Here is a 25089-nt window from a genome sequence, read left to right as displayed (position 1 = left end):
CCGGGTTCGGGCTCCGACCGAGCCTCGGACCGGGCCAGGCCGGGGCCGAGGGGCGCCCGGTGTGCTCCTGCGCATGTCCCGCCGGCGGGACATGCCCGCTCTACGCCGCGGAGCTGTGCGGTGAGGCAGCCGCCTCGGCGCGTAACGCCTGCGCGGCGGCCCGGTCGAGCGCAGCGACGATCCACTCGCCGAAATCGGTGGAGCTGCGGTCGGCGGCGGCCTGCCAGCGCTCGAAACGGTCGCTCGGCACGCTGACCCGCGGCAGCACGGCAGCGTTGGTCGCGGCGGTGGGCGCGAGGCCGCGACGGCCGGCACGAACGTTCCGGCGCAACTGGTTGCGCGACCAGCCGTGCCGTTCGGCCTCGTCGAGCCAGTGGTCCTGCTCGGCCGGCACGAGCGACGCGACCTCCGCGTGGTGCTGGAAGCTGAGCCCGTCGCGCCGCCGACCGAGCTCGAAGCGGCGGGCAACCCAGGCGTAGTTGCGCAGCGTCTGGTAGTCCAGGTCAGCCATCTGGATCGCCTGTAGGTACCGGTCCGCGTACTTGTGCTTGCCGTACACGAGCCAGTCACCCAGGCACCACGCGGTGGAGTCGATGATCCTCGACAGCTGTCGGCCGGCACGCTCCCAGCCGTCGAAGGAGAGGTCGCCGGGGATGCGCAGACCAACCGGCGTGATCATGACCTGTCGCGCCGTGGGAGACGGCGCCGGGGTGAGGTCACCCAAGGCGACGCCCCGGTCGCGGGGCGCGGTGCACGGTTCCACATCTCGGTGTTGCTGGGTCTCGGGACCTGACATAAAGAGCCCCCGTTCAATTGTTGACCGCGAAGTCATGCGTCATGAAAAAACGCTGTCTCCGCGACTAATAGGCGGCCGAATAGCATCCCTCAACGCATGGTCTGCTATCGATGTGGAGGCTACGGGGACGCGCAGTTCGCGTCAACCGAATCGTCTCACCAGATAGACAGGCACGACGCGGTGACACTCAGCAACGGCATTGCACGGCGGCGCGGCGCGCGCAACCCCTGTAATCCCTGTGACTGCCGCACGACTACTTCGCGACGACGAGGACTCGACAGACGTCGCGGCGTTGGCGAGCATGCTCTATGTGGCCCAGACCGGGGCCGACCGGTCCCGTGGGCAGGGGTGACAGGTGACGACCGAGAGCTCCGCAGCGTCCGACACGCCGTTGGTGAGCGTCGTGGTGCCGTGCTACAACGGCGCGGAATACATCCGGCACGCCGTCCGCAGCGCGCTTGGACAAACGTATTCAAATATCGAGGTCATCGTCGTCGACGACGGTTCTGTTGACGACAGCAGAGCTATTCTGGAAACGACTTTCGGCGACAAGATAGCAATCGTCAGCATCCCCAATGGTGGCCCCTCCGCGGCCCGCAACGTGGGACTGCGGATGACCCAGGGCGAATATGTGCAGTTCCTCGACGCAGACAATGTGCTAACCCCGACGAAGGTCGCCCGGTCAGTCGAGGCGTTCGCCGCCGAACCGGACGCCGACATCGTCTTCACGGCCATGCACGAACCGCGCGACTACGACTTCACCGAGACGACCACCTTCCCGGAGGAAGACCTGGCGCAGACCGTCGAGCGGATTATGGAACGCACGTACGAACTGGTCTTCCCCGGGACCGGGATGCCCGCGCTGGAGACCTCCCAGCCGCTGTTCCGGCGGGACAGGCTGCTGGAGCACGGGGGGTGGGACGAGGCGCTCACCGTCGTGGAGGACACCGAGCTCGTGTGTCGCATGGTGATGCGGGGCGTCCGTATCCGGCACATCCCCATGGTCGGCGTGATCTATCGCGACCACCCCGGTGACCGGGTGACCAACCGTATGCGCTTCGACAACGAAGCCTACTTCCGCTCGGTGCTGAAAATGATCAAGGTGGCCCGTGAATGCGGATGGATGCACGGAGCCGTCCAGAACTTTTCGATGCGGTATCTGGTCTGGATCGCCGGGCTCGAATGCGTCCGGCAGGGCAAACGCGACCACGCCCGGCGTTACCTGGAGGTCGCCCGCGAAATCAGTCCCGCCCTGCCCGGACCGCTGCCGTTCCGGGCGGCGGTGAGGGTACTCGGCCCGCTCGGCGCCCTCAGCGTCGTCGGTGTCCTCGTCAACCTCGCCCTGAGAATCGCGCCCCACCGCACCCGGGCGGCACTCGGCATCCCCGAGCCGGACTGATCTGACGGAGCAGGAACAGGAAGGGAGCACCGATCGTGACCTCCTCGGCCACTCACCCCGCTCGGCTGCCCGGACCCTCGGGACCGCCGCTCGTCGGTCGCCAGATCGCGTTCCTACGCGACCCGCTGGGCTTCCTGACGCGGGCCCACCGCGACTACGGCGACCTCGTCGCGCTGCCGCTCAACGGCGGCCGGGTCGTCGCCGCCTTCGGCGCGGCTGAGGTCGCGGCCGTCTACGCCGGCCTCGGCGAACACGTGGAGATCAGCGGTGGGGGCGGCATCAACCTGCGCGCCCACGACGAGATCCAGGGACGGGGACCGCTGAACTCGACCGGTGCCGAGCACGCGGCGTACCGCAAGATCTGCCACCGCGCCCTCGGCCAGCACTCACTCGCCGCCTACAGCACCGTGGCCGTCGAGGAGACCGAGCGGTTGCTGCGGCGCTGGCGACCCGGACAGGTCGTCGACCTGGTGCCCGAGATCACCGCGCTGACGCGGCGCATCTTCAAGGTGTACATGTTCGGCGCGGACGTGTCCGAGACCGCGCCCGACGCCGACGCCGCCGTCGACCTCTACATCGATCTCATGGAGTCGACCGTGCGCCGGCTCGCCACGACGTTCGTCCCGATCGAGATCCCGGGCCTGGCCCAACGCCGCCGGCTGCGTAACGCGACCTCGGCGATCGACGAACTGGTGACCGGGCTCGTCAACCCGGCGCGGGGCGGGCCGCCGCGCCACTCGCTCGCCCAGGCGCTGCTGGCCGAGTTGGAGCGCGCCGAATTGCCCCCTGACCCGCGGCTCGTGCGCGAGTTCATGCTGCAGTTGCACTTCGCCGGGCTGACGTCACTCGCCTCGGCGCTGATCTGGGCGCTGCTGCTGCTGGCGCTGCACCCGGCGGCCACGGCCGAGGCGCTCGCCGAGCTGTCCGGGGCCACCGGTGGACGCATCCCCCGCCCGGAGGACGTGAAGGCGCTGCCGTACCTCGAGGCCGTGCTCAACGAGACCATGCGGCTGTACCCGGCGGCGGCATGGGAGTTCAAGCAGACCATCCGGGCCACCGACGTCGGCGGCCACCTCCTGCCCGCCGGGACGACTCTCATGCTCGCTCCCTGGGTCACGCAGCGTGCCGAGCGCTCGTTCGCCGACCCTCTCACGTTCGCCCCGGGGCGCTTCGTCGGCCGCGACGACTATCCACCCGGCGCGTTCGAGCCCTGGGGCACCGGAGAACGCTCGTGCATCGGCAAGATGCTCGCCCGCAACGCGTTCCGCTCCGTGGTCGGAGGCATCATCCAGCGGTACCGCCTCGACCTGGCACCCGGCCAGCGCATCGAGCCTCACCCGGGCCTGCTCGGCACCCGCATGCTGCCCCGTCCGGGCGTCCGGGTCGTCCTCTCCGATCAGGACGGCGACACGGGCCGCGAGGTCACTGTCGTACACGGCTCGGTGATCGGCGCCCGCCCCGGACCGGCGGGGCGTACGTGACCCAGGCGCTCGCGATCGGCGCCCGGGTGGCCCGGCACGCGCGACACGCGGTGGCCGCCCGCTGGCGGCTCGCAGCATTGCTTCCGGCCGCCGGCTGGCCCGCCTGCGTCGCCGCAGCAGCCTGCAACGCCTTCCTCGGCGTGCTGCCGGTCGCGTTCGTGGTGGCCACCGGCTCGGTCCTCGCCGGGCTGCCGGCGGCCGGCGGCCCACAGCGCACCCGGGTGTTCGGCGCGCTCGTCGTGGCGGCGGCGGCGTTCACCGCCCTGCAGGCGCTCGTGCCCGTCCAGGCGGCGCTCGGCGAACTCGTCGCCCGGCGGGTCGACGCGCGGGTGCGCGATGAGCTCATCACCGCCGCGCTGCGCCCACCCGGGTTGGAGCGGCTGGAGGACCAGGAATCGCTGGCGCTGCTGGACCGGGCACGCGGCGAGCTCGACCGCGCGTTCCAGAGCCCGGGCCGGGGAAGCGCGGGACTGCTGCACCTCATCGCCCGGTATGCGCAGTTGCTCGGCTTCGCCATGGTGCTCGGCGCGGTGTCCTCCTGGCTCGCCGGCGCCGCCGTCGTCGCGGTGGTGCTGCTGTTCCGTCACGGCCACCGCGGCGGCCTGCATCGCTACTCGAATGTCTTCCGCGCCAACGCGCAGATCCGCCGAGAAGGCCAGTACCTGCGGCAACTGTCGATCGGTCCGGCCGCGGCCAAGGAGATCCGCGTCTTCGGCCTGGCCGGCTGGCTCGCCCGCCGCTACCGAGCGCATTACCTGTCCTGGCTGCTGCCGACCTGGCACGCACGCCGGCGCATCATGCTGTGGCCGTACTTCTGGTACACCGGCGCCGGCCTGCTCGTCACCGCCGCGGTCCTCGCCGGTGTCGGCGCCTCGGCTGCCCAAGCGGGCGCGACGGCGCAGGCGGCGGTCGCCATCCAGGCGGTGATGGGCGCCGTCCGGCTCGGGGAGTACTACCCCGAGGCAGATCTGCAGACCGAGTACGGCGGCGACGCCTACGGCGCGGTCCGGGAATTCGTCGCCCGGACCGAGGCGCAGCGGTCCGGGCCGCCAGTCGTGTCCGTCGACCGTCGCGAGGTGCCACCGCCGCGACACGACCTGCGCTTCGAGAGCGTCACCTTCCGCTACCCGGGCCGGCCGGAGCCGGTCTTCGACGGTCTCGACCTGACCATCGCCGTGGGTCGCTGCACCGCCGTCGTCGGGCTCAACGGCGCCGGCAAGACGACGCTGGTGAAGCTGCTCGCCCGGCTCTACGAGCCGGACACCGGCACGATCAGCGCGGACGGCATCGACATCCGCCGCTACCCGGTCGAGCGCTGGCGGGCCCTGCTCGCCGTGGTGTTCCAGGACTTCCTGCGCCATGAGACCTCCGCCCGCGACAACATCGGCCTGGGGAGCGTGACGCACCTGGCCGACGATGCCGGGATCCGTTCGTCGGCTGCGGCGGCGGGCCTGCTCGACACGTTGGAGGGGCTGCCACACGGTCTCGCGACCCCACTCGCCGCCCACGTCGAAGGCGGTACCGATCTGTCCGGCGGGCAGTGGCAGCGCGTCGCGCTGGCCCGTGCGTTGTTCCGCCTGCGTCACGACGGCGCGATCCTGGTCCTCGACGAGCCGACCGCCAGCCTCGACGTGCGCGCCGAAGCCCGGTTCTTCGCCGAGTTCGCGCAGCTCACCGAGGGACGGACGACAGTGCTCATCTCGCATCGCTTCTCCACCGTGCGCCACGCCGACCACATCGTCGTGCTCGACGGCGGTCGGATCAGCGAGCAGGGCAGCCACGACGAGCTGGTCGCCCTCGGCGGCCGGTACGCCCGCCTCTTCCGTCTGCAGGCAGACCGCTTCGGCGAGGACCCCACGGCGGGCCAGGGTCAGGTGGCGACGGTATGACGACCGAAACCGAACCACCTCCACGCGGCGCCTTCACCACCGCCGTCGGCGACCTGCTGCGCCGCTGCTGGCAGCAGAGCCCCGGCAAGACGCTGACCGCCGCGATTCTCATGATCGCCAGTGGCGCGACGCTACCGCTCGCCGCCGCCGCCCTACGGTGGCTGCTCGATGCCGCGTCAGCCGGCCAGCACGGGGCCGCCGCGGCGGCCGGCTGCGTGGTGGCGACGCTGCTGATGGCCGCGCTGACCCTGGGCCACTTCGCCCACGTCGCCTACTTCGAGCTGGCCGAGCTCAGCCTCGTCGACTACGACGTCGAACTGATCGGGCTGGCCAACGGCTCACCGGGCCTCGAGATGCACGAGGACCCGGAGCGGGCCGACCGGCTCGCGGTGTTGGAGGAGGAGATCCAGAACGTCCGGCTCGCGCTGGAGGCGCTGCTCTCCGCGGGCGGGTTGATCGTCGGAGTGGCCACCACCGCGACCCTTCTCGCCCTGGTCCATCCGGTGCTGCTGCTGCTGCCGCTCGTCGCCGTTCCGCCGATGCTTGCCGGCCGCCGCGCCGACCGGATCCTCGACCGCGCGCGGCTCGCCTCCGCCGCGCCCACCCGCCTGGCCCGCAACCTGTTCCAGCTCGCGACGCAGCCGGCGACCGCCAAGGAACTCCGCGTGTACGGCCTGCAGGACGAGATCCGCCGGCGGCACGCGGCGCAGTGGCGCTCGGCCGGCGACACGCTGTGGAGCGGGCACCTCCGCAGCGGTGCGCTACGGGCGCTCGGGCAGATGTCGTTCGCCGTCGGCTACGTCGGCGCGGTCGGGCTCGCCGTCCGCGAGGCGGCGGCGGGACGGCAGAGTCTCGGCGACGTCGTGCTCATCATCGTGCTCGCGGTCCAGGTGAACGCCCAGGTGGCCCAGACCGTGTCGCTCGTGCCCGCGCTCCAGCGCTTCGCCGCGGCCGACAGCCGTCTGCGTGAACTGCGCGCCGCGGCCGAAGGCTGCTCCCCCACCGGGAACAGCGCGCCGCCGGACCGGCTGCGGGTCGGCATCGCGCTGCGGAACGTGTCGTTCGCCTACCCGGGCACCGGCCGGCCCGCGCTGCGCGGTGTGGACCTGCTGCTGCCGGCCGGCGCGACGGTCGCGATCGTCGGCGAGAACGGCGCCGGCAAGACGAGCCTCGTCAAGCTGCTCTGCGGGCTGTACCGGCCGTCCCACGGCACCGTGACCGTGGATGGGATCGACCTCGCCGACCTGAGCCTCGACAACTGGCGCGGCGTCGTCACCGTCGGATTCCAGGACTTCGCGCGATACGAGTTCGTGGCCCGCGAGACGGTCGGCGTCGGCGACCTGCCGCGCGTCGCCGACGACGACGCCGTCACCGCGGCACTGACCCGCGCCGGTGCCGCCGACCTGCCCGCACAGCTGCCGCAGGGCCTCGCGACCCGGCTCGGCACCAGCTATGCGCCGGGCACGGAGCTGTCCGGCGGGCAGTGGCAGAGGACGGCGCTGGGCCGGACCATGATGCGCCGGGCACCGCTGCTGGTGATCCTCGACGAGCCCACCGCGGCGCTGGACGCGGAGGCCGAGCACGCGCTCTTCGAGCGCTACGCCGCGCAGGCCGCGCGCACCCGGTCGTACGGCGCGGTCACGGTGTTGGTGTCCCACCGCTTCTCGACGGTACGCATGGCCGACCTCATCGTCGTGCTCGACGCCGGCACCGTCACCGAAGCGGGCGGCCACGACGAGCTCATGGCGCTGGGCGGCAGCTATGCGACGCTGTACCGGATGCAGGCCGGCGCCTACCGCTGACACGGCAATCCTGCGTCGAGCACGAGGCGGAACCGCCGCGGCTCGGCCACATCGCCGCGAGGACGGACGGTCAGCCGCAGCGGGCTCCCGGCACCGCAGCCGGCCGCCGTCGCCACGGACGACCACGGCGGCTGAGCGACCGCTCCCGCCCCGGTCAACCGGCCCCGAAGCAGACGAACGCCGCCGCGGTGGCCAGGGCGGGACCGTCGTCCACCGCGCCGAATGCCCGCTGCGCGTCGGCGAGGGCTCGCGCCGGGCCGGTGCCAGCCCGCATCCGCGCATGCAGATCCAGCATCAGCGCCGTGGTTGGCTCGGCCGGCACGGGCAGCACGGTCGCGATCAGGCACCTGGCGCCGAGGGCGAGGAGCACCGCGGTGAACCCCATCACCTCGTCGCCGGGGCGCAGCCCGGTCAGGCCGGAGTCGCAGGCGGACAGCACCACGCAGCCGGGCGGCCGGTCGACCGCCTCCCACTCGTGGGCGAACAGCGGCCCGTCGGCGAGTTCCAGGGTCGAGAACTGCGGGTTGTCCGCCCGGAACGTGCCGTGGGCGGCGATGTGCACCAGCCCGGCCCCGTCCAGCGCGGCGGTCAGCGCCGCGGCGGTGGCATCGGATCCGGTGAGCCGCCGCGCCCCGGGCAGGACCTGGCCGAGCCGGCGCACCTCGTCATGCCCGGCCGGCAGGCGCGGGCCGGCGGCCAGGACCGGCGATCCGGTCGGCCACTCCCGCCGGTCCGCCGCGAGCCAGGCGGTGGCCGAGGGGGCGACGGTCACCGGACGCCTCGCGCAGGTGGGCAGCCCCGACCAGGGCACCACGTGCAGCGCCCCGACCGGGACGATCACCAGGGGCCGGTCGGCCAGCCGCCCCCGCAGCGGGTCGAACAGCAGCCGGTCCAGGGCGGCCGCGGTGTGGGCGGCTCCCGCCCGCGCGGCGGCCGCGTCACCGGTGGTGACCAGCCGGCGCAGGGCGAACCGGTGCCTGCGGCTCAGGTCCGCCGCGACGGCGAGCGGGCCCAGGTCGTGCAGGCTGGCCCGGCCGTCGCGGACCAACACCGCCCGAATCCGGTCGCCGTGGGCCACCATCTCGACCAGCACCCGGGAGCCGAGCCGCGCGGCCAGCGCACCCACGCCCGGCGGAGCCACCACGGCGCCCCCACCGGGCATCCGCCGGGCCAGATCCCGGATGCGCTGCTCCAGCCTGGCCTGCCGGCCGCGCAGAACGGTTGCCGGACGGCCGGCCAGCACCTCGTCCTCGAGCAGGCCACTGACCAGTCGAAGCTCAGCGAGCGCCGCCACCAGGTCGGGGTCTGCCGGGGGCCGGGCCGGGCGAGCCCGCAGCGCATTCGCCCGCCACCGCTCCGCCCATGCCAGGACCAACGCCGGTGCGCCCGCCCGAACCGCGATGTCGAGGCCCTCGGCAGCCAGTTCGTGACCGTACGCTCCGCTGTGGGCACGCAGCTCCGTGGCGCCGAGCGACATGCGGTGCCGGTCGAGCACGGCCAGCCCGCGCCGCAGCGCACGGGCGGCCCCGGCTTCGTCCCCGTCGAGCCGACGTGACAGGGCCAGGGAGTACCAGCCCTGTGCCCGCCGCATGGCGGTGCCGTGACGGCGGGCCCGGGCAGCCACCGCGAGCAGGTTCCGGGCCCGGCCCGGCCGCCCCAGCGCGGCGGCCACCAGACCGGCCTCGATCCGGGTGGTCAACGCCGGCCCCCGCCATCCGGTGGCGTCGAGCTGGTCGGCGGTACGCGCCATGGCAAGGAGCAAGGGTGCCGAGCGGGTGCCTCGTCGGTACGCGGCGCGCAGCTCGACGTGCCGGGCGAAGACTGCCCAGGTGTGCCGGCCCTGGCGACGGAACCGGGCACGGGCCGCTGCGGCGGCCTCGGTCGCGGTATCCAGGTCCCCGGCGAGCAGCGCGGCGCGGGCGCGGGCCAGCAGCGCCTCGGCGAGGTCGGAGGCCATTCCGCGGCGTCGCAGTTCCCGTACGGCCGCCGTCGCGACGATCACCGCCTCGTCGACCAGCGGCACCGACAGCAGCAGCTCGACGCGATCCAGCAACAGCGCCGGCCGAGGTACGGCGAGCCGCCGGTACTCCTCGTCGACGGTGGCGAAGCAGCGCAGCGCGCCGGCGATGTCGCCGCGCTGGCCGGCCGCGATGCCGAGGTTCCAGCGGGCATCGGCCGACGCGAGGTCCAAGCCCAGCCGTCGGAAGGCGGCTGCCGCACGGGACAGGTCGTCGTCGGTGCCGCCGACGCCTCGGTGGGCGTTCAGCAGGCCCCGGTTGTTGCGCGCCCGCGCCTCCAGCAACAGGTCGCCCTCGCGCCGGGCGATGTCGACGGCCAGGCCGTACTCGCGTACCGCCTCGTCGTAGCGACCCCGGTAGTGCAGCACCACGCCCCGCTGCATCCGGGCTCGCCCCGCGTCGGCGCCGGCGAGCTGCGGCAACGCCAAGGTCACCGCGCGCAGCGCCTCGGCGGTGTGGCCGGCGTTGGCCAACCCGTAGCCCAGACTCATCCGGGCCAACGCCCGGGTCCGGGGCGTGGCGGCGACCCGGACCGCGCGGCGCAGATGGCGCAACGCGCCGGGCAGGTCGTTGAGCTCCCGCAGGGCCAGACCGACGGCCCGCTCGGCGGTGGAGCGCTCGTCGGCCCCGGGCCCGGCGGCCAGCACCCGTTGGGCGATCGCGATCGCGTCGCGTGGGTAGCGCTGAACGGCGTCCAGCGCCGCCTGCGCCGTGTCGGCACCGGAACCGGTGCTGTCGGGCATGCCCCACAGAGTCGCCGAATCTAGGGGCATCCGTCAATGTCCTGTCGGCTCTGTCGGGAATTCGCAGCAACTTTTTACGTCATTGACATCCGACTATGCTTTGAAAAGAATCGATGACACCCGGGAAACGTGGCCGACCTCGGCCAGTGGCGGGCACTTCTGCCGATCGCTCGGAGGACCCGTGTCGCCTGACCATCCCGCCACGCCGCGCTCGGCCGGCCGACTGTCCCGACGGCGACTGCTGGTCACATCCGCTCTTGCCGCCGCAGCGTCGCTCGCCCCAGGGTCCCGCGCGGCACCCGTCCGTGCCGACGGCGCGGACGACGCCGCCTACCAGCGCGTCTTCGACGAGGCGCTGGCTGCCGACAAGAACGTCCGTCGACACACCACAGCGGGTCGGGAGTTCCTCTACCGGCCACGGCAGTTGCTCGCCGCCGATGCCGACGCCCAGCGGGTCACCGCCTGGCTGCGAGCCCACGGCCAGGCGGTGGCCGCGGGCGACGGCTTCGCCGGGGTGACCCGGCTGCTCTTCGACCGGGAAACCGACGTTCCCACGCTCGTGGCCAAGCTGCGCGACCCCCAACAGTGGCCGGGCCAGCCGGTGCCGAAGGCGCAACCACACCACGTGCTGCTGGGCCTGGGCAACATCATGGGTAACCCGGGCAGCCCGCCCGCGGCGGGCACCGCGCTGGCGCCGCCGGACCCGACCAGGCTGGGTGAGGGCGCCGGGGTGACCGTCGGGATCTGCGACACCGGCATGTGGCGGCAGGCAGGCAGCTACCACCCGCAGTGGCTCGGCGCGGCGTACCTGCCGGAGGCCGACGACGAGGATCCGCTCTACGTCCACACCGACGTCCTCGCCGCGCAGGGCGGGCACGGCACCTTCGTCGCCGGGGTGGTGCGACAGGCCGCGCCGGGGGTCCGAGTCGACCCGGAGCAGGCGCTGACCGCCACCGGCCTCGGCGACGAGGCGTCGGTGGTCGCCGCGATGGCTCGACTGGCGCCGGCGGTGTCCGTGGTCAACCTGTCCCTGGGCGGGTTCACCCAGGACGACCAGCCGTCGCTGCCCCTGGCCAACGCCGTGGCCGCGCTACCCACGACGAGCGCCGTGGTCGCGGCGGCGGGCAACGCCGGCACCAGCCGGCCGATCTGGCCCGCCGCGCTGAGCCGGGTCGTCGCGGTGGCGGCGGTCAGCCAGGGCCCCGCCGGCGTGCTGCCAGCCACCTACAGCGCGTACGGACCATGGGTCGACGTCTGCGCGGTCGGCGAGCGCACCAGCACCTACGTCGAGGGGCAGTTGCCGCTGCCGGGCCGGCCGACGCGGCAGTTCCACGGCTATGCCGCCTGGGCCGGCACCTCGTTCGCCACGGCGCACGTCTCCGGTCGGCTCACCGCCCTGATGACCGCCGGTGGCCTGAGCGCCGACGCGGCCCGACTGGCGTTGCTCGCGGCGCCGCGCTGGCACCCCGACTACGGCGTGCTCGTCGGATGAGCGAACGGGCCGCGAGCGACGGAACAATGCCGCACCAACCGGCGGACGGCGTCGCCGTCACCGACCGGAGCGCGACCGTACTGGTGACCGCTGCCGCGGGTGGGGACGAGTCGGCGTGGGTGGAACTGGTCCGCCGGTACACGCCGATCGTCTACTCGGTGATCACGTCGTACGACCTGGGCCGCGCCGACGCCGCCGACGTCAACCAGACCGTCTGGCTGCGCCTCGTCGAGCGGCTGGGCCAGATCCGCGATCCGCAGGCCCTCGCCTCCTGGTTGGCGACCACGGCCCGGCGCGAGTGCTACCGGCTGTCCCGCCTCGGCCGCCGCACCCAACTCTTCGACCCGTACGACGATGCGCTGGACGCCTACCACAGCTTCTCCCGCACCGCGGACGTGGCGGCCCCCGACGAGGAACTGCTCCGCGCGGAGCGGCGGCAGGCGCTGCGGGAGGCCTTCGCGCATCTGCCGCCGCGCTGCCAGAAGCTGCTGGCCCTGTTGACCGCCGACCCGCCGGTCAGCTATCGAGAGATCGCCGATCGGCTGAACGTGCCGGTCGGCAGCATCGGACCGACCCAGGCCAGATGCCTGCGCCGACTCCGCGACTGCCCGACGCTCGCCCCGTTTCTCGAAACGGCCGCGACCCGGACGAACGGAGGGGAACACGATGGAGCAGTTGCCGCCGGCCGATGACGCGAGCCTAACCGCCGAGCTGGGTGCGGCGCTGCGGGAGGTCGGGTCGGTCCCGGAGGAGTTCCTGGCCACCGCCCGGTCGGCATTCGCCTGGCGAGACATCGAGCCGGGGGTGGCGCTCGCCGAGCTGACGTTCGACTCGGCGTGCGACACGGTGCCGGCGCTGACCCGGTCGGCCGGGTCGACGCGAACGCTGTCGTTCCGCAGTACCGTGGTGACGCTGGAGATCGAGGTGACCGAAGCCGGCATCGTCGGCCAACTCTCCCCGCCCCGGGGCGGCCGGGTTTCCGCGCAGACCGCCTCGGGCACGTACGCGCAGGTTCAGGTCGACGCGGTGGGCTTCTTCTCGCTGGGCGCTCCCCCACCCGGCCCGGTCCGGCTGCGTGCCCACACCGACGAGTACGAGGTGGCCACCACCTGGGTCTCGCTGCGCTGACCCGGCATCCACGGCAATGGCGGCGCTCGCCGGGACGCCCGGACCGTCCCGACGAGCGCGGCGACGGGAGCCGCGGGCTGCCCGGGCCCACGACCCCCGCCAGTGGCCGGAATTACTGTCGCCCGACGCCGATCAGGTACTCCACACCACCGAGGTCGGTCCGCTCCGCACCGCTCGTGTCCGGGCCGAACTGGGTCACGTCGAGCGCGAACTCCTTGTCCGACGCGACGGCCGCCGCGAAGGTGAGCGAGAACTCGACCCGTTCACCCGGTTGCAGCAGCAGGTTGCCGATGCTGGCCTTCGCCGGTTCGACGATCTCCAACTGGTTCTTGCCGATCTCGCGTACGCCGACGCCGACCCTGCCGCCGGCCTGCCACCGCTCGAAGAGGGTCGGCCCGAGATCGGCGATGACCCGACCGCCCACGCCCTGGATCGGCTCCCCCGGCTGCGTGAAGACCAGGTCGTTCTTGGTCGCCACCCGGAGCGAGTTGCCGATGGCGAACGGACGCACGGCTGGCGTCCCGCCCGCGACGAGCCGCACCGAGTCGACGTTGCGCCAAGCGATGTTGTTGTTGTTACGGGTGTTGGTGCTGATGTCCGGCCCCTCGAAGGTCATCGGATCGGTGGCCGACACCCACCTCGCCAGCAGGCAGAAGTGGCCCGGGCCGGGCACCCCGGTCCACGGGATCGTCACGGTCGTGGTGCCGGCGAAGACGGTCACGTTCGTCGCGCCGATCTGGGTCCAGTGCGTGGGCCAGACCGCACCACCACCCGGCGTCGTCCGGTAGATCCGCAGCACGCCGCTGTCGGTGCCGGAGCCGTACGGGCCGGGGTTCCGCAGCTTGACGAAGATGTAGTTGGTGACGCCGACGATCGGGTTCTGGCTGACGGCACACTCGACGGCGGTCGGGCAGACCTTGATGTCGGGGCTGGCCCACAGCGGATTGAACGAGTGGGGTTGGACGCCGACATCGGCGGCCACGTCCCGGATGTAGACGTCGGTGCGAGCCGCCGCTGCCCTGTCCTGCCGCGCCTCGACCGGCGCGGCGGCGGCCGTGGTGACCGCCAGCAGAGCGGCCAGCGCCGTGCCGGTGAGCACGGCCAGCGCCGAGCGGCGGACACGTTTTCCTGCGATACCCATGACAGGCTTCTCCCATCGTCGGGGGACCGCCGACCCGGCGTTGTCGCTGCCGGGCCGACGCGTGACGCTATTCAGGAGCGCGGCGCGACAAGGTTGATACCTCTTGCGACCCGGCTCACCGTCAGATGGCGCGAGGAACGACGAACGACCTGCCTGGTGTGCCCACCTCGAACCGGGCGCGGGTCAGGATCGCCAGGAGCGCCCGTTTCTCCGGCGTGTCGACCGCCGACGCCAACGTGCGGCCGTCGTCGTGGACGACCTGGGAGGTCGTGCGGGACACGCTCGTGGAGCGGCGCCCTCCGGCCCCGAGCCGGGGCCCGGCTCGCCCGGTCACCGCCGGGGACGTGGCACGATGGCCGGGTCCTGCGCCGCCGGTGGCCGGGCACGACACTGATGGAGTCGGGATGGCAGAACTGGCCGGCGCGCCGGTCCCGGGCCTGGCAAGACTGTGGACACACGATCCGACCACCGCCGGCCGGTATCGGCTGCTCGGCCGGCTGGGTGCGGGCGGTCAGGGAGTCGTCTATCTCGGCGAGGACGACACCGGCAACCGGGTCGCGGTCAAGGTGGTCAACATCGACCTGAGTGATCCACGGACGCGGTCGCAGTTCGTGAAGGAGATCGCCGCCGCGCGCCGGGTCGCACCGTTCTGCACCGCGCAGGTGCTCTTCGCCGAGGTGAACGGTGAGCAGCCCTACGTGGTCAGCGAGTTCATCGAGGGCCCGACTCTGCACCGACACGTGCGCGAGCGCGGCCCGGTGACCGGCAACGCCCTGCATCGACTCGCGGTCGGCACGGCCACCGCGCTCGCCGCCATCCACGGCTCGGGGGTGGTGCACTGCGATCTGAAGCCGGACAACGTGGTGCTCGGGAAGGACGGCCCCCGGGTCATCGACTTCGGTATCGCCCGTGCGCTCGGCGTGACCGAGACGGCGTCCAGCCGGGTCATGGGGACCACCGCCTACATGGCGCCGGAGCGGTTCCGCAACGACTCGGTCGGTCCGCCCTGCGATGTCTTCGCCTGGGCGGCCACGATCGCGTTCGCCGCCGGGGGTCGGCCACCCTTCGGCAGCGATTCGCTCTTCGCCGTGATGCACCGGGTGCTCCACGATCCACCCGACCTGCCCGCGTTGCCCTCCGTGCTCGACGAGTTGATCCGGGAGTGCCTGGCCAAGGATCCGGCGGATCGGCCCGACGCCGAGCGGGTGCTGGTGCGGTTGCTCCGGCAGGACGCCACGGTCACCGCGCCGCTGCCTCGGGAGAGCCTCCTCGAGGTCGGCAACGACACCGCGGGCGCGCCGACGCCGAACCACCCGCGGATCACGCCGACCGCACCGCAGCCGCGCCCCGCACCGCCGCCCGCTCCGGCCGGACCGACCGTTCCGTTCCACGGCCCGCCGACACCACCGACACACCTGCCGACGGCGCGGCCCGGCGACGGCGCCGGGTCCGGCGGCGCGTGGCGACGCGTCCGCGGTGAGGCCCTTGACGCCTGGGGCATCTCGACGGCGATCTTCCTCGGCTCGGCGGGGGCAGCCGCCGGCTACGTCGCGTCGAGCGCGATCGCCCCGGCCGCCGCGGCCGGGGCGGTCGCCTTCGTCGTGGTCTACCTGGTTCGGCTCCTGGTCGCGGCGGCGATCGGCGGAGGCTCCGACCACGGGTGACCCGCTGCGGCGGGGTGTGGGTCGCCGACTGGCGCCGGATCGATAGGTTGACTGCCACCAGCCGCCCGCCGAGGAGGACCTCCCGATGGCCTTGTCCGCTACGCCTACCCGGCGGTGGCTGCCCTACACCGCCGCCGTCACCGCCGGGCTGGTGGTCATCGCCGGGGCGTTCGTCTTCGTCCGGCAGCGCGAGGCGGGCGGCGGAGGGGCCCGCGCCGACTGCGCCACCGTCCTGGAGGTGAACTCCTCGACGGAGAAGGCGGCTCTAATGGTCGACCTGGCCGAGCGGTACAACCGTAGCGACCGGTCGATCGACGGGGGTGGCTGCGCCCGGGTGCACGTCAGCGCGCTCAACTCGGGTCGGGCCACCGAGGCGCTGGCCACCGACTGGACCGGCACCGGTCTGCCGCAACCACAGGTCTGGCTGCCGACGTCGAGCCTGTGGACCGGCCAGCTCCGGATGCTCGACCAGGCCGCCGGCCGGGCGCCGCAGACGCCGGACCGGTATCCGTCGATAGCCAACAGCCCGCTGGTGATCGCGATGCCGCGACCGAAGGCCGAACTGGTGCGCCAGCACGGACCGCTGGGCTGGGGAGAGATCCTGGGCCTCTCCGGACGAGACGGTTGGGCCGGCTTCGGCAAACCGGAGTGGGGCCGCTTCACCTTCGGCAAGGACAACCCCAACCTGTCCACCTCCGGTCTGGCGGCGACCATCGCCACCTACTACGCGGCGGTGCAACGGTCCAGCGACCTGACCAGGTCCGACCTGGCCGACCCTGCGGTCACCCAGTTCGTCCGCCGGATCGAGGCCAACGTGTCGCACTACAGCGACGACTCGGTGGACATGCTGCGCAGCCTCGCCGAGGCAGACCTTTCTGGAGGGGCGGGCAGCACGGGCGACATGAGTGCCATCGTCCTGCAGGAGGAACTCGTGGACCTCTACAACACGGGTGCGCTGAGCCCCCGGCAGGACGGGCAGGAGCGGGGTCGGCGGCCGAACGTCCCGCTCGTCGCCGTCCATCCGAAGGAGGGCACCTTCAACCTGGACCATCCGTTCGTGGTGCTGCCCACCGCCGATGAGCGGCAACGCGCGGCGGCGGCCGACTTCCAGAACTTCCTGACCGAGGACGCCCAGCAGGAGAGCTTCGCCCGCCTCGGCTTCCGGGACCACGAGCGCCGAGCCTCGGCGGAACTCCTCGCCAACGTCGGCGCCGAGCCCACCGGCGGCCTGACCTACTTCGAGCCCCCGGACCCGCAGGTGGTCGGCGCGATGCTGGACGGCTGGCGCACACTCCGCAAGAAGGCCAACATCCTGCTCGCCCTGGACACGTCGGGCTCGATGCAGGTGACCGTCGGCACCCGCACCCGCTTCCAGGTCGCCTCGGCGGCGGCGGGCAAGGGTCTCGCGCTGCTCAACACCGAGGACCGGGTGGGGCTCTGGTCGTTCTCCTCGGAGACCCCGAAACGGCCGAAGAGCCCGTACCGAACGGAGGTCCCGCTCGGCGAGTTCGACCAGAAGCGGATCAACAGCAAGATCGCCGGCCTGCACGTCGAGGGCAGCACCGCGCTCTACGCGACGGTCCGGGCCGCGCACCGAGAACTGCTCGACCGGTACGACCCGGAGCGCATCAACGCGATAGTCGTGCTCACCGACGGCAAGAACGAGTACAGCAAGGACAACGACCTGGCCCGCCTGCTCGCCGAGGTCGCCCTCGATCCGCGCCGCCCGGTGAAGGTGTTCTGCATCGCCTTCGACCGCGAGTCGGACTTCGCCACGCTGGACCGGATCGCCAAGGCGTCGTCGGGCAAGGCCTTCGACGCGACCGATCCCGCCACGATCGATGACGCGTTCGTCAAACTGGTCAGCAGCTTCTGAGGCGCTACCGGAAACGTCGCCGCCGACCGACCGGGGCCGGCGGCGACGTGTCGCCGCCGGCCCCGGTCGGGAGGTCACCGCGTGGCGAGACCAGCGGCGACGGTCCGGGTCAGGATGGCGTTGTCGTCGTCACCGTCCAACGACCAGATCATCGCCCCGGCCAGGCCGGCCCGCCGGATGTAGAGCATCTTCTGGAACACCACCACCGGATCGTCATACGTCCAGAGCGTCGTGCCGTCGAACAACCAGGCGTGCCCGGCGCGCAGGTCCCGGTGAACGGTGTAGCCCCTGCCGGGCAGGGTCTTGAGCTGCTTGAAGTCCTCCGAGCCGGCCTCGTGGGTGGCCGGAGCGGGTCCGGCCGCGGGCTGGAACAGACCGTCTCCGCCCCCGCTCACACCGGTCCAGCCGCGGCCGTAGTAGGGGATGCCCAGCACCAGTTTGCCGCGGGGCGCGCCCCGGTTCAGCCAGCCGTCGATCGCCACCTGGGCAGAGAAGTCCGGGTTGTCGGGCGCGCCCGCCGGCACACGCAGCGCCGACTGCTGGTTGGTCACCGCATCCCACGAACCGTGGAAGTCATACCCCTGCACCGTGGCGAAGTCGAGGTACCGGAAAATCTTCCGGCCCTCGTAGCCGGCGTCCATGGCCGCCGGGTTGGCCGGCAGGAACGCGGTCAGCGCGTAGTGCTTGCGGGCCTGCCGGCCGAACGCGTCGAGCTGCCGGCGGAACTCGGCCAGCAACCGGGTGAAGTTCTCCCGGTCCTCCGCGCGGACGACGTTGCCCGGCTCACCCGGCCAGTTCGGCCACTCCCAGTCCAGGTCGAAGCCGTCGAACACGCCCGCGCCGGCGCCCGGGCCACCACTGCCGCCGTCCAGCACCGGCAGGTTGCCCCTCAGATAGAGGTCGATGCAGGAGGCGACGAACGCCTTGCGGGACGCCTCGGTGCGGGCGGCGTCGGAGAAGTAGGTCGACCAGCTCCAGCCGCCCAGCGACAGCATCACCTTCAGGCCGGGGTGCCGGGCCTTGAGCTTGGCCAGTTGGCCGAAGTTGCCGTTGAGCGGCTCGCCCCAGGCGTCCGCCACGCCGTCGACGCTCTCCTCGGCCGGGACGGGGCGCTGGTAGTCGGCCCAGGCGTCGCCCTCACCCGGACCGCCGTCGACGAAGCAGCGTCCGTCCTTGCTGATGTTGCCGAACGCGTAGTTGACGTGGGTGAGCCGGCTCGCCGCCCCGGAGGTGTCGAGCTTCTTGACCGGGAAGGCCCGGCCGTAGATGCCCCACTGCGTGAAGTAGCCGATCCGATGGTAGCCGGCCTGGCGAGAGGGTCCGGCGGACGCACCGGCGGCAGCCGGCGGAGCCACGGTGACGACAAGCATCGACACTGCGGCGACAGCGGTAAGACGGAGTTGGCGCAACGAACGCATCGACGCTCCCCCAGAGGACCGATCAGAATCAGTTAAGACACCTTTCTAATTGATGAAGCTAAGCCGGTCGCCGCGCGTGGTCAAGAGCACTCCCGCCGCCGGGGGGCTCCCGCGCGTCGACAGCCGTGCCGAGTCAGGGGTATCGAGGTGTGTGATTGTGTGCCACGATCGCCCCCAGGTCCGATCGAGGTGCCGCGCGGGCGGGCCGATGCACCCACACCGCGGCCGACGTCGTGAAGGGGAGCATGGACAACCGGTATCAGTACTACCGCGTCGTGGATCCACTCTTCTACGACCGACCCGGCGCGGACGGCAGCCCACGGCGGGACCGCCTCGGCGCGGAGCTGCGGGTCGGGCCGGGGTGGGACATGTCGACACGAGACGGGTGGACGATGGTGACGCCGCCGCGGGGCCTCGTCGCCGCCCAGGGGTGGAAGATCCATGTCTCCGCGACGCTCGACAACGCCCCACGGATTCTCGACGCCGTATGGACGTACTGCCAGCAGGCGCAACTCGCCTACAAGTTCCTCAGCACCGAGCTCGACCTGACCCTACGAAACTCGAAGTACGCGGATCGGGCGGGCAGCGGAAAGTTCATCACCATCTACCCCGAAGATGACGTCGAGCTGGACGAGGCCCTTCGCCGTCTCGGGGCCCAGCTCGACGGCGAACCCGGTCCCTACATCCTGAGCGATCTGCGATGGGGCCGAGGTCCGCTGTTCGTGCGCTTCGGCGGGTTCGCGCCCCGCCGGCTCACAGCGGCGGACGGGTCACGGGTTCTGGCGCTGCGGCAGCCGGACGGCACCCTCGTACCCGACCGGCGGGAACCCTCCTTCTCGGTTCCCGCCTGGGCCGACGTTCCAGCCTTCCTCAAACCGGCGGTGGACGACCGGGGCCGAGCCGGGGCGCGGCCCGAGGAGTTCCCCTACCAGATCGAGGGTGTCCTGCACTTCTCCAACGGCGGAGGCGTCTACCGGGCACGGGACCTCAGAACGGACCGGGTCGTCGTGCTGCGCGAGGCCCGACCGCACGCCGGCGTCGACGGACTCGGCCGCGACGCGGTGCGCCGACTCGAATGCGAGGCCGACATCCTGGCCCAGCTGTCCGGCCTGCCCGGCGTGCCGGCCAGGTACGACACGTTCACCTGCTGGGAGCACGTGTTCCTCGCCGAGGAGTTCATCGAGGGCAAGACGCTCGGTCGCGAGTTCAGCGCGCGATATCCGCTGACCCGGGCGGGCGCCACTCACGACGAGATTCGGAGCTACGGCCGTTGGGCCCTCGACGTGCTGAGGAAGGTGGGTGACGTCCTCGGGCACCTGCACGCGCGCGGGATCGTCTTCGGCGACCTGCACCCGCACAACATCATGATGCAGCCGGACGGCGAGGTCCGGTTCGTCGACTTCGAGCTCGCCACCGCAGCGGACGATCACACCCGACCCGCCATGGGCGCGCCCGGCTACGTCGCCGCGGACGGTCGCACCGGTGTCGCCGCGGACCGCTACGCGCTGGGATGCCTGCAACTGTCGATGTTTCTTCCGCTGACCGCCGTACTGCCACTCGCGCCGGGCAAAGCAGCGCAACTCGCCGCGGCGGCGGCACGGCGCTTCGGCCTTCCCGCCGCGTTCCGAGACCAGGTGATGACCAACCTCGCCATCATCGGGGACAGCCAGGCGACGGCGGCCACCGTGTCACCGGACCTGATCACCGGCGACCTCGACACGCCGGACGCGCCCCTCGCCCGGGTCCGCGCCGCGCTCGCGACGGGCATCCTCGCCACCGTCACCCCGGAGCGCCAGGACCGGTTGTTCCCGGGTGACATCGAGCAGTTCCACGTCGGCGGTCTCGGACTGGCCTATGGCGCGGCGGGCGTCCTGCACGTTCTGGACCGCACCGGGATCGGACGGTTCCCCGAGCACGAGGAGTGGCTCGTGCGGCGGGTACGCGACGACCGCAGCACACTGGCGCCGGGCTTCTACGACGGCCTCCACGGCGTCTGTTACACCCTCGCCGGGCTGGGGCGTCACGAGGAGGCACTGACCCTGCTCGACCGCGCGCCCCGCGCCGAGAGGCTCGATCTGCTGTCCAGTCACCTGTTCGACGGGCTCGCCGGCATCGGTCTCAACTATCTGCACTTCGCCGCCGCCACCGGTGACGAGCGCTGGACGACTGCCGCACTCGACGTCGCGTCGAGGCTTGCCGATCGAAGCAGTGATCGGGCCGGGCCGGCCACCGGCACCCGTCCGGCCGCAGGCCTCATGCGGGGTGCCAGCGGTGCCGCGCTGTTCTCGGTCAGGCTGTTCGAGGCCACCGGAGACCACGCTCACCTGGAATCGGCCGAGCGGTGGCTGCGGGACGACCTCGGTCGCTGCCACCTGATGCCGGACGGCTCGCGCCAGGTGGACGACGGTTGGCGCGTGTTGCCGTACCTCGCCGCCGGCAGCGCCGGCATAGCGATGGTGCTGCAGGAGTTCCTGCGGCATCAGCCGTGTGACGAGCTGAGGACGGCCCTCGGCGAACTGACCCGGGCCGCGTGCCCCGAATTCACGGTCCAGTCCGGCCTGTTCAACGGACGAGCCGGGCTGCTCGCCCTCCTTCTCGGTGTGGACCAGTCGCTCAGCCCCGTCGTGTCGGCCGAGGGCGACAGTATGACCGTCGCCGATCTCATTCGTCGTCATGTGGCCGCTCTCTCCTGGCACGCCGTTGCCTTTCGCGCTGGTCTCGCCTTTCCCGGAGATCAGCTCGAGCGGTTGTCCAGTGACGTGGCCACCGGAACGGCGGGCGTCCTCCTCGTGCTCTGGGCCGCCGCTCAGCCTGGGCGTGTCCCCGTTCTCCCGTTTCTCCACGGGACCGTGCCGCGCCGAGAGCGGAGGGGGGTGATGAGATGAACTTTCTGTTGAACCTGCAGGGCGTCACTGTCGAACAGGAACCCGCGCCCGAGGTGCCCACCAGCACCTTCAGCTACTTCTACTGCAGGGACTACAGCACGTACAGCGTGTGGGTCGGCTGCGGCGACTAGCCGGCGAGTCGGTGGGCCGGCGGGATCGTAGCGATTCCGCCGGCCCGCACGGTTGGTGACCGAGGCAGTGAGTATCGCGGAGGCCGGACATTCCGATCACTTTCGAAGGTCACGGAGAGACGCTCGGGAATGTTCGACCCGTGGGCGTCGGGTCAGTTCCACCGGTCCTGGTTGAGGAAGCGCGCGACGCCCCGCCAGGAGTTCGGACCCATGACGCCGTCGATCGGACCGGTGTAGCCGTTCTGGGCGGCGAGCCGTTGCACGGCCTTCCAGGTGTTGAGCCCAGGTACGCCGTCGATCGGGCCGGTGTAGCCGTAGCCCCGCATAGCGCGTTGGAGCGCCACATAGGTGTTTACCCCGGGCACACCGTCGATCGGGCCGGTGTAGCCGTTGGTGATCCTCAGCCAGTTCTGCATCCGCTTGTAGAAGTTGAGGCCCGGGACGCCGTCCTGCTCGGTGGCGGTCTTGGGCAGTGCGCTGCCGCCGACGTAGGTCAGCGGGTTGATCCGCAGTCCACTCGGGTCGATCATGTGCCAGTGCAGGTGCGGGCCGGTGGAGTTTCCCGAGCCAGGGGCGCCGGCCGCACCGCCCGAACGGCCCACGATCGCCCCGGCCCCGACCGAAGTGCCGTTTGCCAGCAGGAACTGCGACAGATGCAGGTACTGGCTGCGATAGCCGTCCGAGTGGTAGATCGTGACGGTGTGCCCGCCCGTACCGTTGTTCGGGGTGTTCTGGATCGTGCCGGCACCGCAGGCCGGCAGATCGGTGCCGACGCCCATGCCGAAGTCGACGCCGCCGAGCGACCCCCGGTTGAGATGGTCCTGCCACGTTCCGGTGATCGCGTACCGGCTGAACGGGTTGTCGATCGCCGGCGCCGCGTAGGCGATGCCGGGACGTCCGACGGCCCCGCCGACCGCGAGCGCGCCGGTGGTCACTGCGGCACCCCTGAGGAGGGTACGGCGGCTGAGTCCGGCTGGCAGCCGCGCCTCTTCACCACAACAGCGGGGTGGGTTCTCGTCGCGCATGGTCCGCTCCTCTGCCGATGACCAGCTTGTTGCCGTGAAGGCGTTGAGGCTAGTGCGATCCATGCAGCGGTATCAATGGCGCATGCCGAGGATCCAGAGCCGCTCTGCGCGGTCAAGCCGACAACGCCGCATCCATCGAGGTCGGTGATAATCTGACAGATCTGCGGAGTACCGGACAGCGGGTTCTTTCTCGCAGGGTGAGATCCGTTCCGAACACCGCTCACCAACACGGAGGAGAATCCCCCATGCGCCGTCTCTGGTCAGCCGTCGGGCTCACCGCGCTCTGCGTCGCGGTCGGTGTTCCGGCCCCGGCGCGGGCCTCGGTGTCCGGCACACCGGCACAGCGGACCGTCGCCGCGCGCCCCGTCGTGGACATGGCCGTCACCGTCCTGGCCGCCCAGATCGACCCCCGCCGCGACGATCACACACTGACCCCGGGCGCGAAGGGTTCGGTGCTCGCCGTCGAGCAGGCACTTCAGGCCAGGAAGCTGCTGAACGCGCACTGGGTCGACGGCTACTTCGGCACCGAGACCATCTCGGCGTACGCGGCCTACCAGCGCTCGCTCGGTTACACCGGACTGGCCGCGAACGGGCTACCCGGCATCACCTCGCTGACGAAGCTCGGTCAGGACCGGTACACCGTGGCCAATCCGATCGGCCCGGGCCCGAAGGTCCCGCGTGACGGGTACGTCGTCAACACCCGTACCCAGGCGATGCTCGCCGAGGCCCAGCGTCTGCTCGGCCGAACCCTGGTGCTCGACCAGGGGTCCTACAACCCCGGGGGTGATCCGACCTCGGCCGGCACGCACGACGGCGGAGGTGTGGTGGACATCGCGGTCACCGGAATGACCTCGGCCACCCGCACGACAGTCGCCCAGGTCCTGCGCCGGGTCGGCTTCGCCGCCTGGGTACGCAACCCGGGCCAGGGTGACTGGCCGTGGCACATCCACGCCGTGGCGATCAACGACACGGACCTGTCCAGCCAGGCGCAGCACCAGGCCGGCGACTACCACCTCGGCCTGAACGGCCTGGCCGACCGGGGCCCGGACGACGGTCCCCGAGTGCCGATCACCACCTGGGAGCAGTACCAGAGCGGGACGTGACAGCCGCCCCCACCCCGTCCTATCCCGTCCGTAGCCTCCTCCCACCGTCCGGAAGGGACACCATGACCATCCGCAGGAGCCTCACCACCGTCGGCGCCGCGCTCGCCATGACCACCTCCATCCTCATCGTCGCCACACCGGCGTCGGCCGCGTCCCGGAACGGGGTCTGCGACAGCGGCGAGTTCTGCTACTACTACAACAGCGACCAGGCCGGCTCCCTCTCCGACTTCACGACCTCGATCGACGACTACGGCACCACGCAGCCGACGTGCTATGAATTCAAGGGCACGGGCAACGGCAAGGGCCTGTGCGTGAAGAACAACGCCGCCTCGGTGTGGAACCGGACCAACAAGACCGTACGGGTCTACTACAACAGCAACTTCGCCGGCGCCACCCAGGACTTCGCGTCCGGCGCGAAGGGCAACCTCAACGCCACGCTGAAGAACAACAACGCCTCGCACGACATCGGCGGCGGCGCCTTCCCGGCCGACCCGCGAGCGGCCGAGGCCGTCGCGTTCGCCAAGGCGCGCCTCGGCCACACCGACTGGAACAACCAGTGCGAGCTCTTCGTCGAGCGGGCGTTCGGCACCAGCGGCCGGTTCGCCACGGCGCGCGCCCACTACCAGTGGCAGAGGGACAACGGTCGCATCCACACCGGCTCGGTGCCGCCGGCCGGTGCGGCGGTGTTCTTCACCTCCACGACGTCCGCCGGGCACGTCATGCTCTCCATCGGCGGCAACAGCGCCATCAGCACGGGACCGACCGTCTACCAGACCAACTCGTTCCGGGACCGGCCCGACTACCTGGGCTGGGCGTACGTCCCGAGCAGCTGGTGAACCGACGTGCACTCACGAATCCCGATGGGAGTACGCGGATGACCGTCCTGAGAGTTTCGAGTGTCCTGACGGTTCTGGTGGTGGCGCTCGGCGGCGTTGCGCTGGCACCGGGAGCGGCCTCTGCCGCCGGCCGCGACGGGATCTGCGACAGCGGTGAGTTCTGCTACTAAGAGGTCCTAACTTAATGATGTTGGGCGTAACCGACTGGACGTGAGGGTCGTTTCGTCTGAACGTGAGGAGGGGTGAGCAGCCGCCGTGGATC

The 25089-nt window shown here is 71.7% G+C and carries 20 protein-coding genes; 14 read left to right on the top strand and 6 right to left on the bottom strand.

Annotation, left to right across the window (positions count from 1 at the left end; all coding sequences use genetic code 11):
* Positions 1-100: 100 nt before the first annotated feature.
* Positions 101-679 carry an LmbU family transcriptional regulator gene (locus ACIA5A_RS23490; RefSeq protein ID WP_181569194.1) on the bottom strand — a complete coding sequence of 193 codons (579 nt, stop codon included), beginning with the start codon at positions 677-679 and terminating at the stop codon, positions 101-103.
* A gap of 472 nt (positions 680-1151) precedes the next feature.
* Between ACIA5A_RS23490 and ACIA5A_RS23485 the strand changes: the two genes are divergently transcribed.
* Genes ACIA5A_RS23485 through ACIA5A_RS23470 form a run of 4 tightly spaced genes read left to right on the top strand, consistent with a single transcriptional unit; the run spans position 1152 to position 7367 of the window.
* Entirely contained in the window at positions 1152-2195 is a 1044-nt protein-coding gene (locus ACIA5A_RS23485) for a glycosyltransferase family 2 protein (RefSeq protein ID WP_396766114.1), read from the top strand.
* 35 nt (positions 2196-2230) lie between these two features.
* On the top strand, positions 2231-3676 hold the full coding sequence (locus tag ACIA5A_RS23480) for a cytochrome P450 (RefSeq protein ID WP_396766111.1): 1446 nt from the start codon (positions 2231-2233) through the stop codon (positions 3674-3676).
* Positions 3673-5565 carry an ABC transporter ATP-binding protein gene (locus ACIA5A_RS23475; protein WP_396766108.1) on the top strand — a complete coding sequence of 631 codons (1893 nt, stop codon included), beginning with the start codon at positions 3673-3675 and terminating at the stop codon, positions 5563-5565. Before ACIA5A_RS23480 ends, ACIA5A_RS23475 begins: the two co-directional genes overlap by 4 nt.
* Positions 5562-7367 carry an ABC transporter ATP-binding protein gene (locus tag ACIA5A_RS23470; RefSeq protein ID WP_396766105.1) on the top strand — a complete coding sequence of 602 codons (1806 nt, stop codon included), beginning with the start codon at positions 5562-5564 and terminating at the stop codon, positions 7365-7367. Before ACIA5A_RS23475 ends, ACIA5A_RS23470 begins: the two co-directional genes overlap by 4 nt.
* A 154-nt stretch (positions 7368-7521) precedes the next feature.
* Here ACIA5A_RS23470 and ACIA5A_RS23465 read toward each other — a convergent pair whose 3' ends face one another.
* A complete protein-coding gene (locus ACIA5A_RS23465) occupies positions 7522-10128 on the bottom strand; it encodes a CHAT domain-containing protein (protein WP_396766102.1) in 2607 nt (868 codons plus the stop codon).
* 181 nt (positions 10129-10309) lie between these two features.
* Here ACIA5A_RS23465 and ACIA5A_RS23460 point away from each other — a divergent pair, with 181 nt between their 5' ends.
* From ACIA5A_RS23460 to ACIA5A_RS23450, 3 genes are read left to right on the top strand one after another with little or no spacing between them, the layout of a single operon-like run.
* Positions 10310-11620, top strand: a complete 1311-nt coding sequence (locus ACIA5A_RS23460; protein WP_396766099.1) for a S8 family serine peptidase — start codon at positions 10310-10312, stop codon at positions 11618-11620.
* On the top strand, positions 11617-12312 hold the full coding sequence (locus ACIA5A_RS23455) for an RNA polymerase sigma factor (protein WP_396766096.1): 696 nt from the start codon (positions 11617-11619) through the stop codon (positions 12310-12312). The genes ACIA5A_RS23460 and ACIA5A_RS23455 overlap by 4 nt, the downstream gene beginning before the upstream one ends.
* Entirely contained in the window at positions 12287-12748 is a 462-nt protein-coding gene (locus tag ACIA5A_RS23450) for a hypothetical protein (RefSeq protein ID WP_396766093.1), read from the top strand. The genes ACIA5A_RS23455 and ACIA5A_RS23450 overlap by 26 nt, the downstream gene beginning before the upstream one ends.
* Before the next feature lie 112 nt (positions 12749-12860).
* Here the strand turns inward: ACIA5A_RS23450 and ACIA5A_RS23445 are convergent, their stop codons facing one another.
* The gene (locus tag ACIA5A_RS23445) at positions 12861-13889 is read right to left on the bottom strand and encodes a hypothetical protein (RefSeq protein ID WP_396766090.1); all 1029 of its coding nucleotides are present in this window, start codon (positions 13887-13889) and stop codon (positions 12861-12863) included.
* 121 nt (positions 13890-14010) lie between these two features.
* Positions 14011-14169 (bottom strand): hypothetical protein, encoded by a 159-nt coding sequence (locus ACIA5A_RS23440; RefSeq protein WP_396766088.1) that lies wholly within the window; start codon positions 14167-14169, stop codon positions 14011-14013.
* A gap of 124 nt (positions 14170-14293) precedes the next feature.
* On the opposite strand from ACIA5A_RS23440, the gene ACIA5A_RS23435 reads away from it, so the two are divergent.
* Complete coding sequence (locus tag ACIA5A_RS23435; protein WP_396766085.1) at positions 14294-15553, top strand: serine/threonine-protein kinase; 1260 nt, start codon at positions 14294-14296, stop codon at positions 15551-15553.
* An 85-nt stretch (positions 15554-15638) separates the two neighbouring features.
* Positions 15639-17429: an extracellular solute-binding protein gene (locus ACIA5A_RS23430; RefSeq protein ID WP_396766082.1), complete on the top strand. Its 1791-nt coding sequence runs from the start codon at positions 15639-15641 to the stop codon at positions 17427-17429.
* Between the two features lie 74 nt (positions 17430-17503).
* Here ACIA5A_RS23430 and ACIA5A_RS23425 read toward each other — a convergent pair whose 3' ends face one another.
* Positions 17504-18847, bottom strand: coding sequence for a glycoside hydrolase family 18 protein (locus ACIA5A_RS23425; protein WP_396766079.1), 1344 nt, complete (start codon positions 18845-18847; stop codon positions 17504-17506).
* A gap of 245 nt (positions 18848-19092) precedes the next feature.
* Between ACIA5A_RS23425 and lanKC the strand changes: the two genes are divergently transcribed.
* Complete coding sequence (lanKC, locus tag ACIA5A_RS23420; RefSeq protein WP_396766076.1) at positions 19093-21732, top strand: class III lanthionine synthetase LanKC; 2640 nt, start codon at positions 19093-19095, stop codon at positions 21730-21732.
* Positions 21729-21863, top strand: a complete 135-nt coding sequence (locus ACIA5A_RS23415; RefSeq protein WP_396766073.1) for a hypothetical protein — start codon at positions 21729-21731, stop codon at positions 21861-21863. The genes lanKC and ACIA5A_RS23415 overlap by 4 nt, the downstream gene beginning before the upstream one ends.
* Positions 21864-22015: 152 nt before the next feature.
* Here ACIA5A_RS23415 and ACIA5A_RS23410 read toward each other — a convergent pair whose 3' ends face one another.
* A complete protein-coding gene (locus ACIA5A_RS23410; RefSeq protein WP_396766070.1) occupies positions 22016-22798 on the bottom strand; it encodes a peptidoglycan DD-metalloendopeptidase family protein in 783 nt (260 codons plus the stop codon).
* Positions 22799-23133: 335 nt separating this feature from the next.
* Between ACIA5A_RS23410 and ACIA5A_RS23405 the strand changes: the two genes are divergently transcribed.
* The 3 genes from ACIA5A_RS23405 (at position 23134) to ACIA5A_RS23395 (ending at position 24997) form a co-directional block, all read left to right on the top strand.
* Positions 23134-23991, top strand: a complete 858-nt coding sequence (locus tag ACIA5A_RS23405) for a peptidoglycan-binding protein (RefSeq protein WP_396766067.1) — start codon at positions 23134-23136, stop codon at positions 23989-23991.
* 62 nt (positions 23992-24053) lie between these two features.
* The gene (locus ACIA5A_RS23400) at positions 24054-24827 is read left to right on the top strand and encodes a peptidase inhibitor family I36 protein (RefSeq protein WP_396766064.1); all 774 of its coding nucleotides are present in this window, start codon (positions 24054-24056) and stop codon (positions 24825-24827) included.
* A 38-nt stretch (positions 24828-24865) separates the two neighbouring features.
* Positions 24866-24997: a hypothetical protein gene (locus ACIA5A_RS23395; RefSeq protein WP_396766061.1), complete on the top strand. Its 132-nt coding sequence runs from the start codon at positions 24866-24868 to the stop codon at positions 24995-24997.
* The last annotated feature ends 92 nt before the right edge of the window (positions 24998-25089 follow it).

Source organism: Micromonospora sp. NPDC051300 (genome assembly GCF_044455315.1).
GTDB classification, from domain to species: Bacteria; Actinomycetota; Actinomycetes; order Mycobacteriales; family Micromonosporaceae; genus Micromonospora; species Micromonospora robiginosa.
The sequence above is the reverse complement of the archived record's forward strand: the minus strand, read 5'-3'. Positions and strand labels throughout refer to the sequence as shown.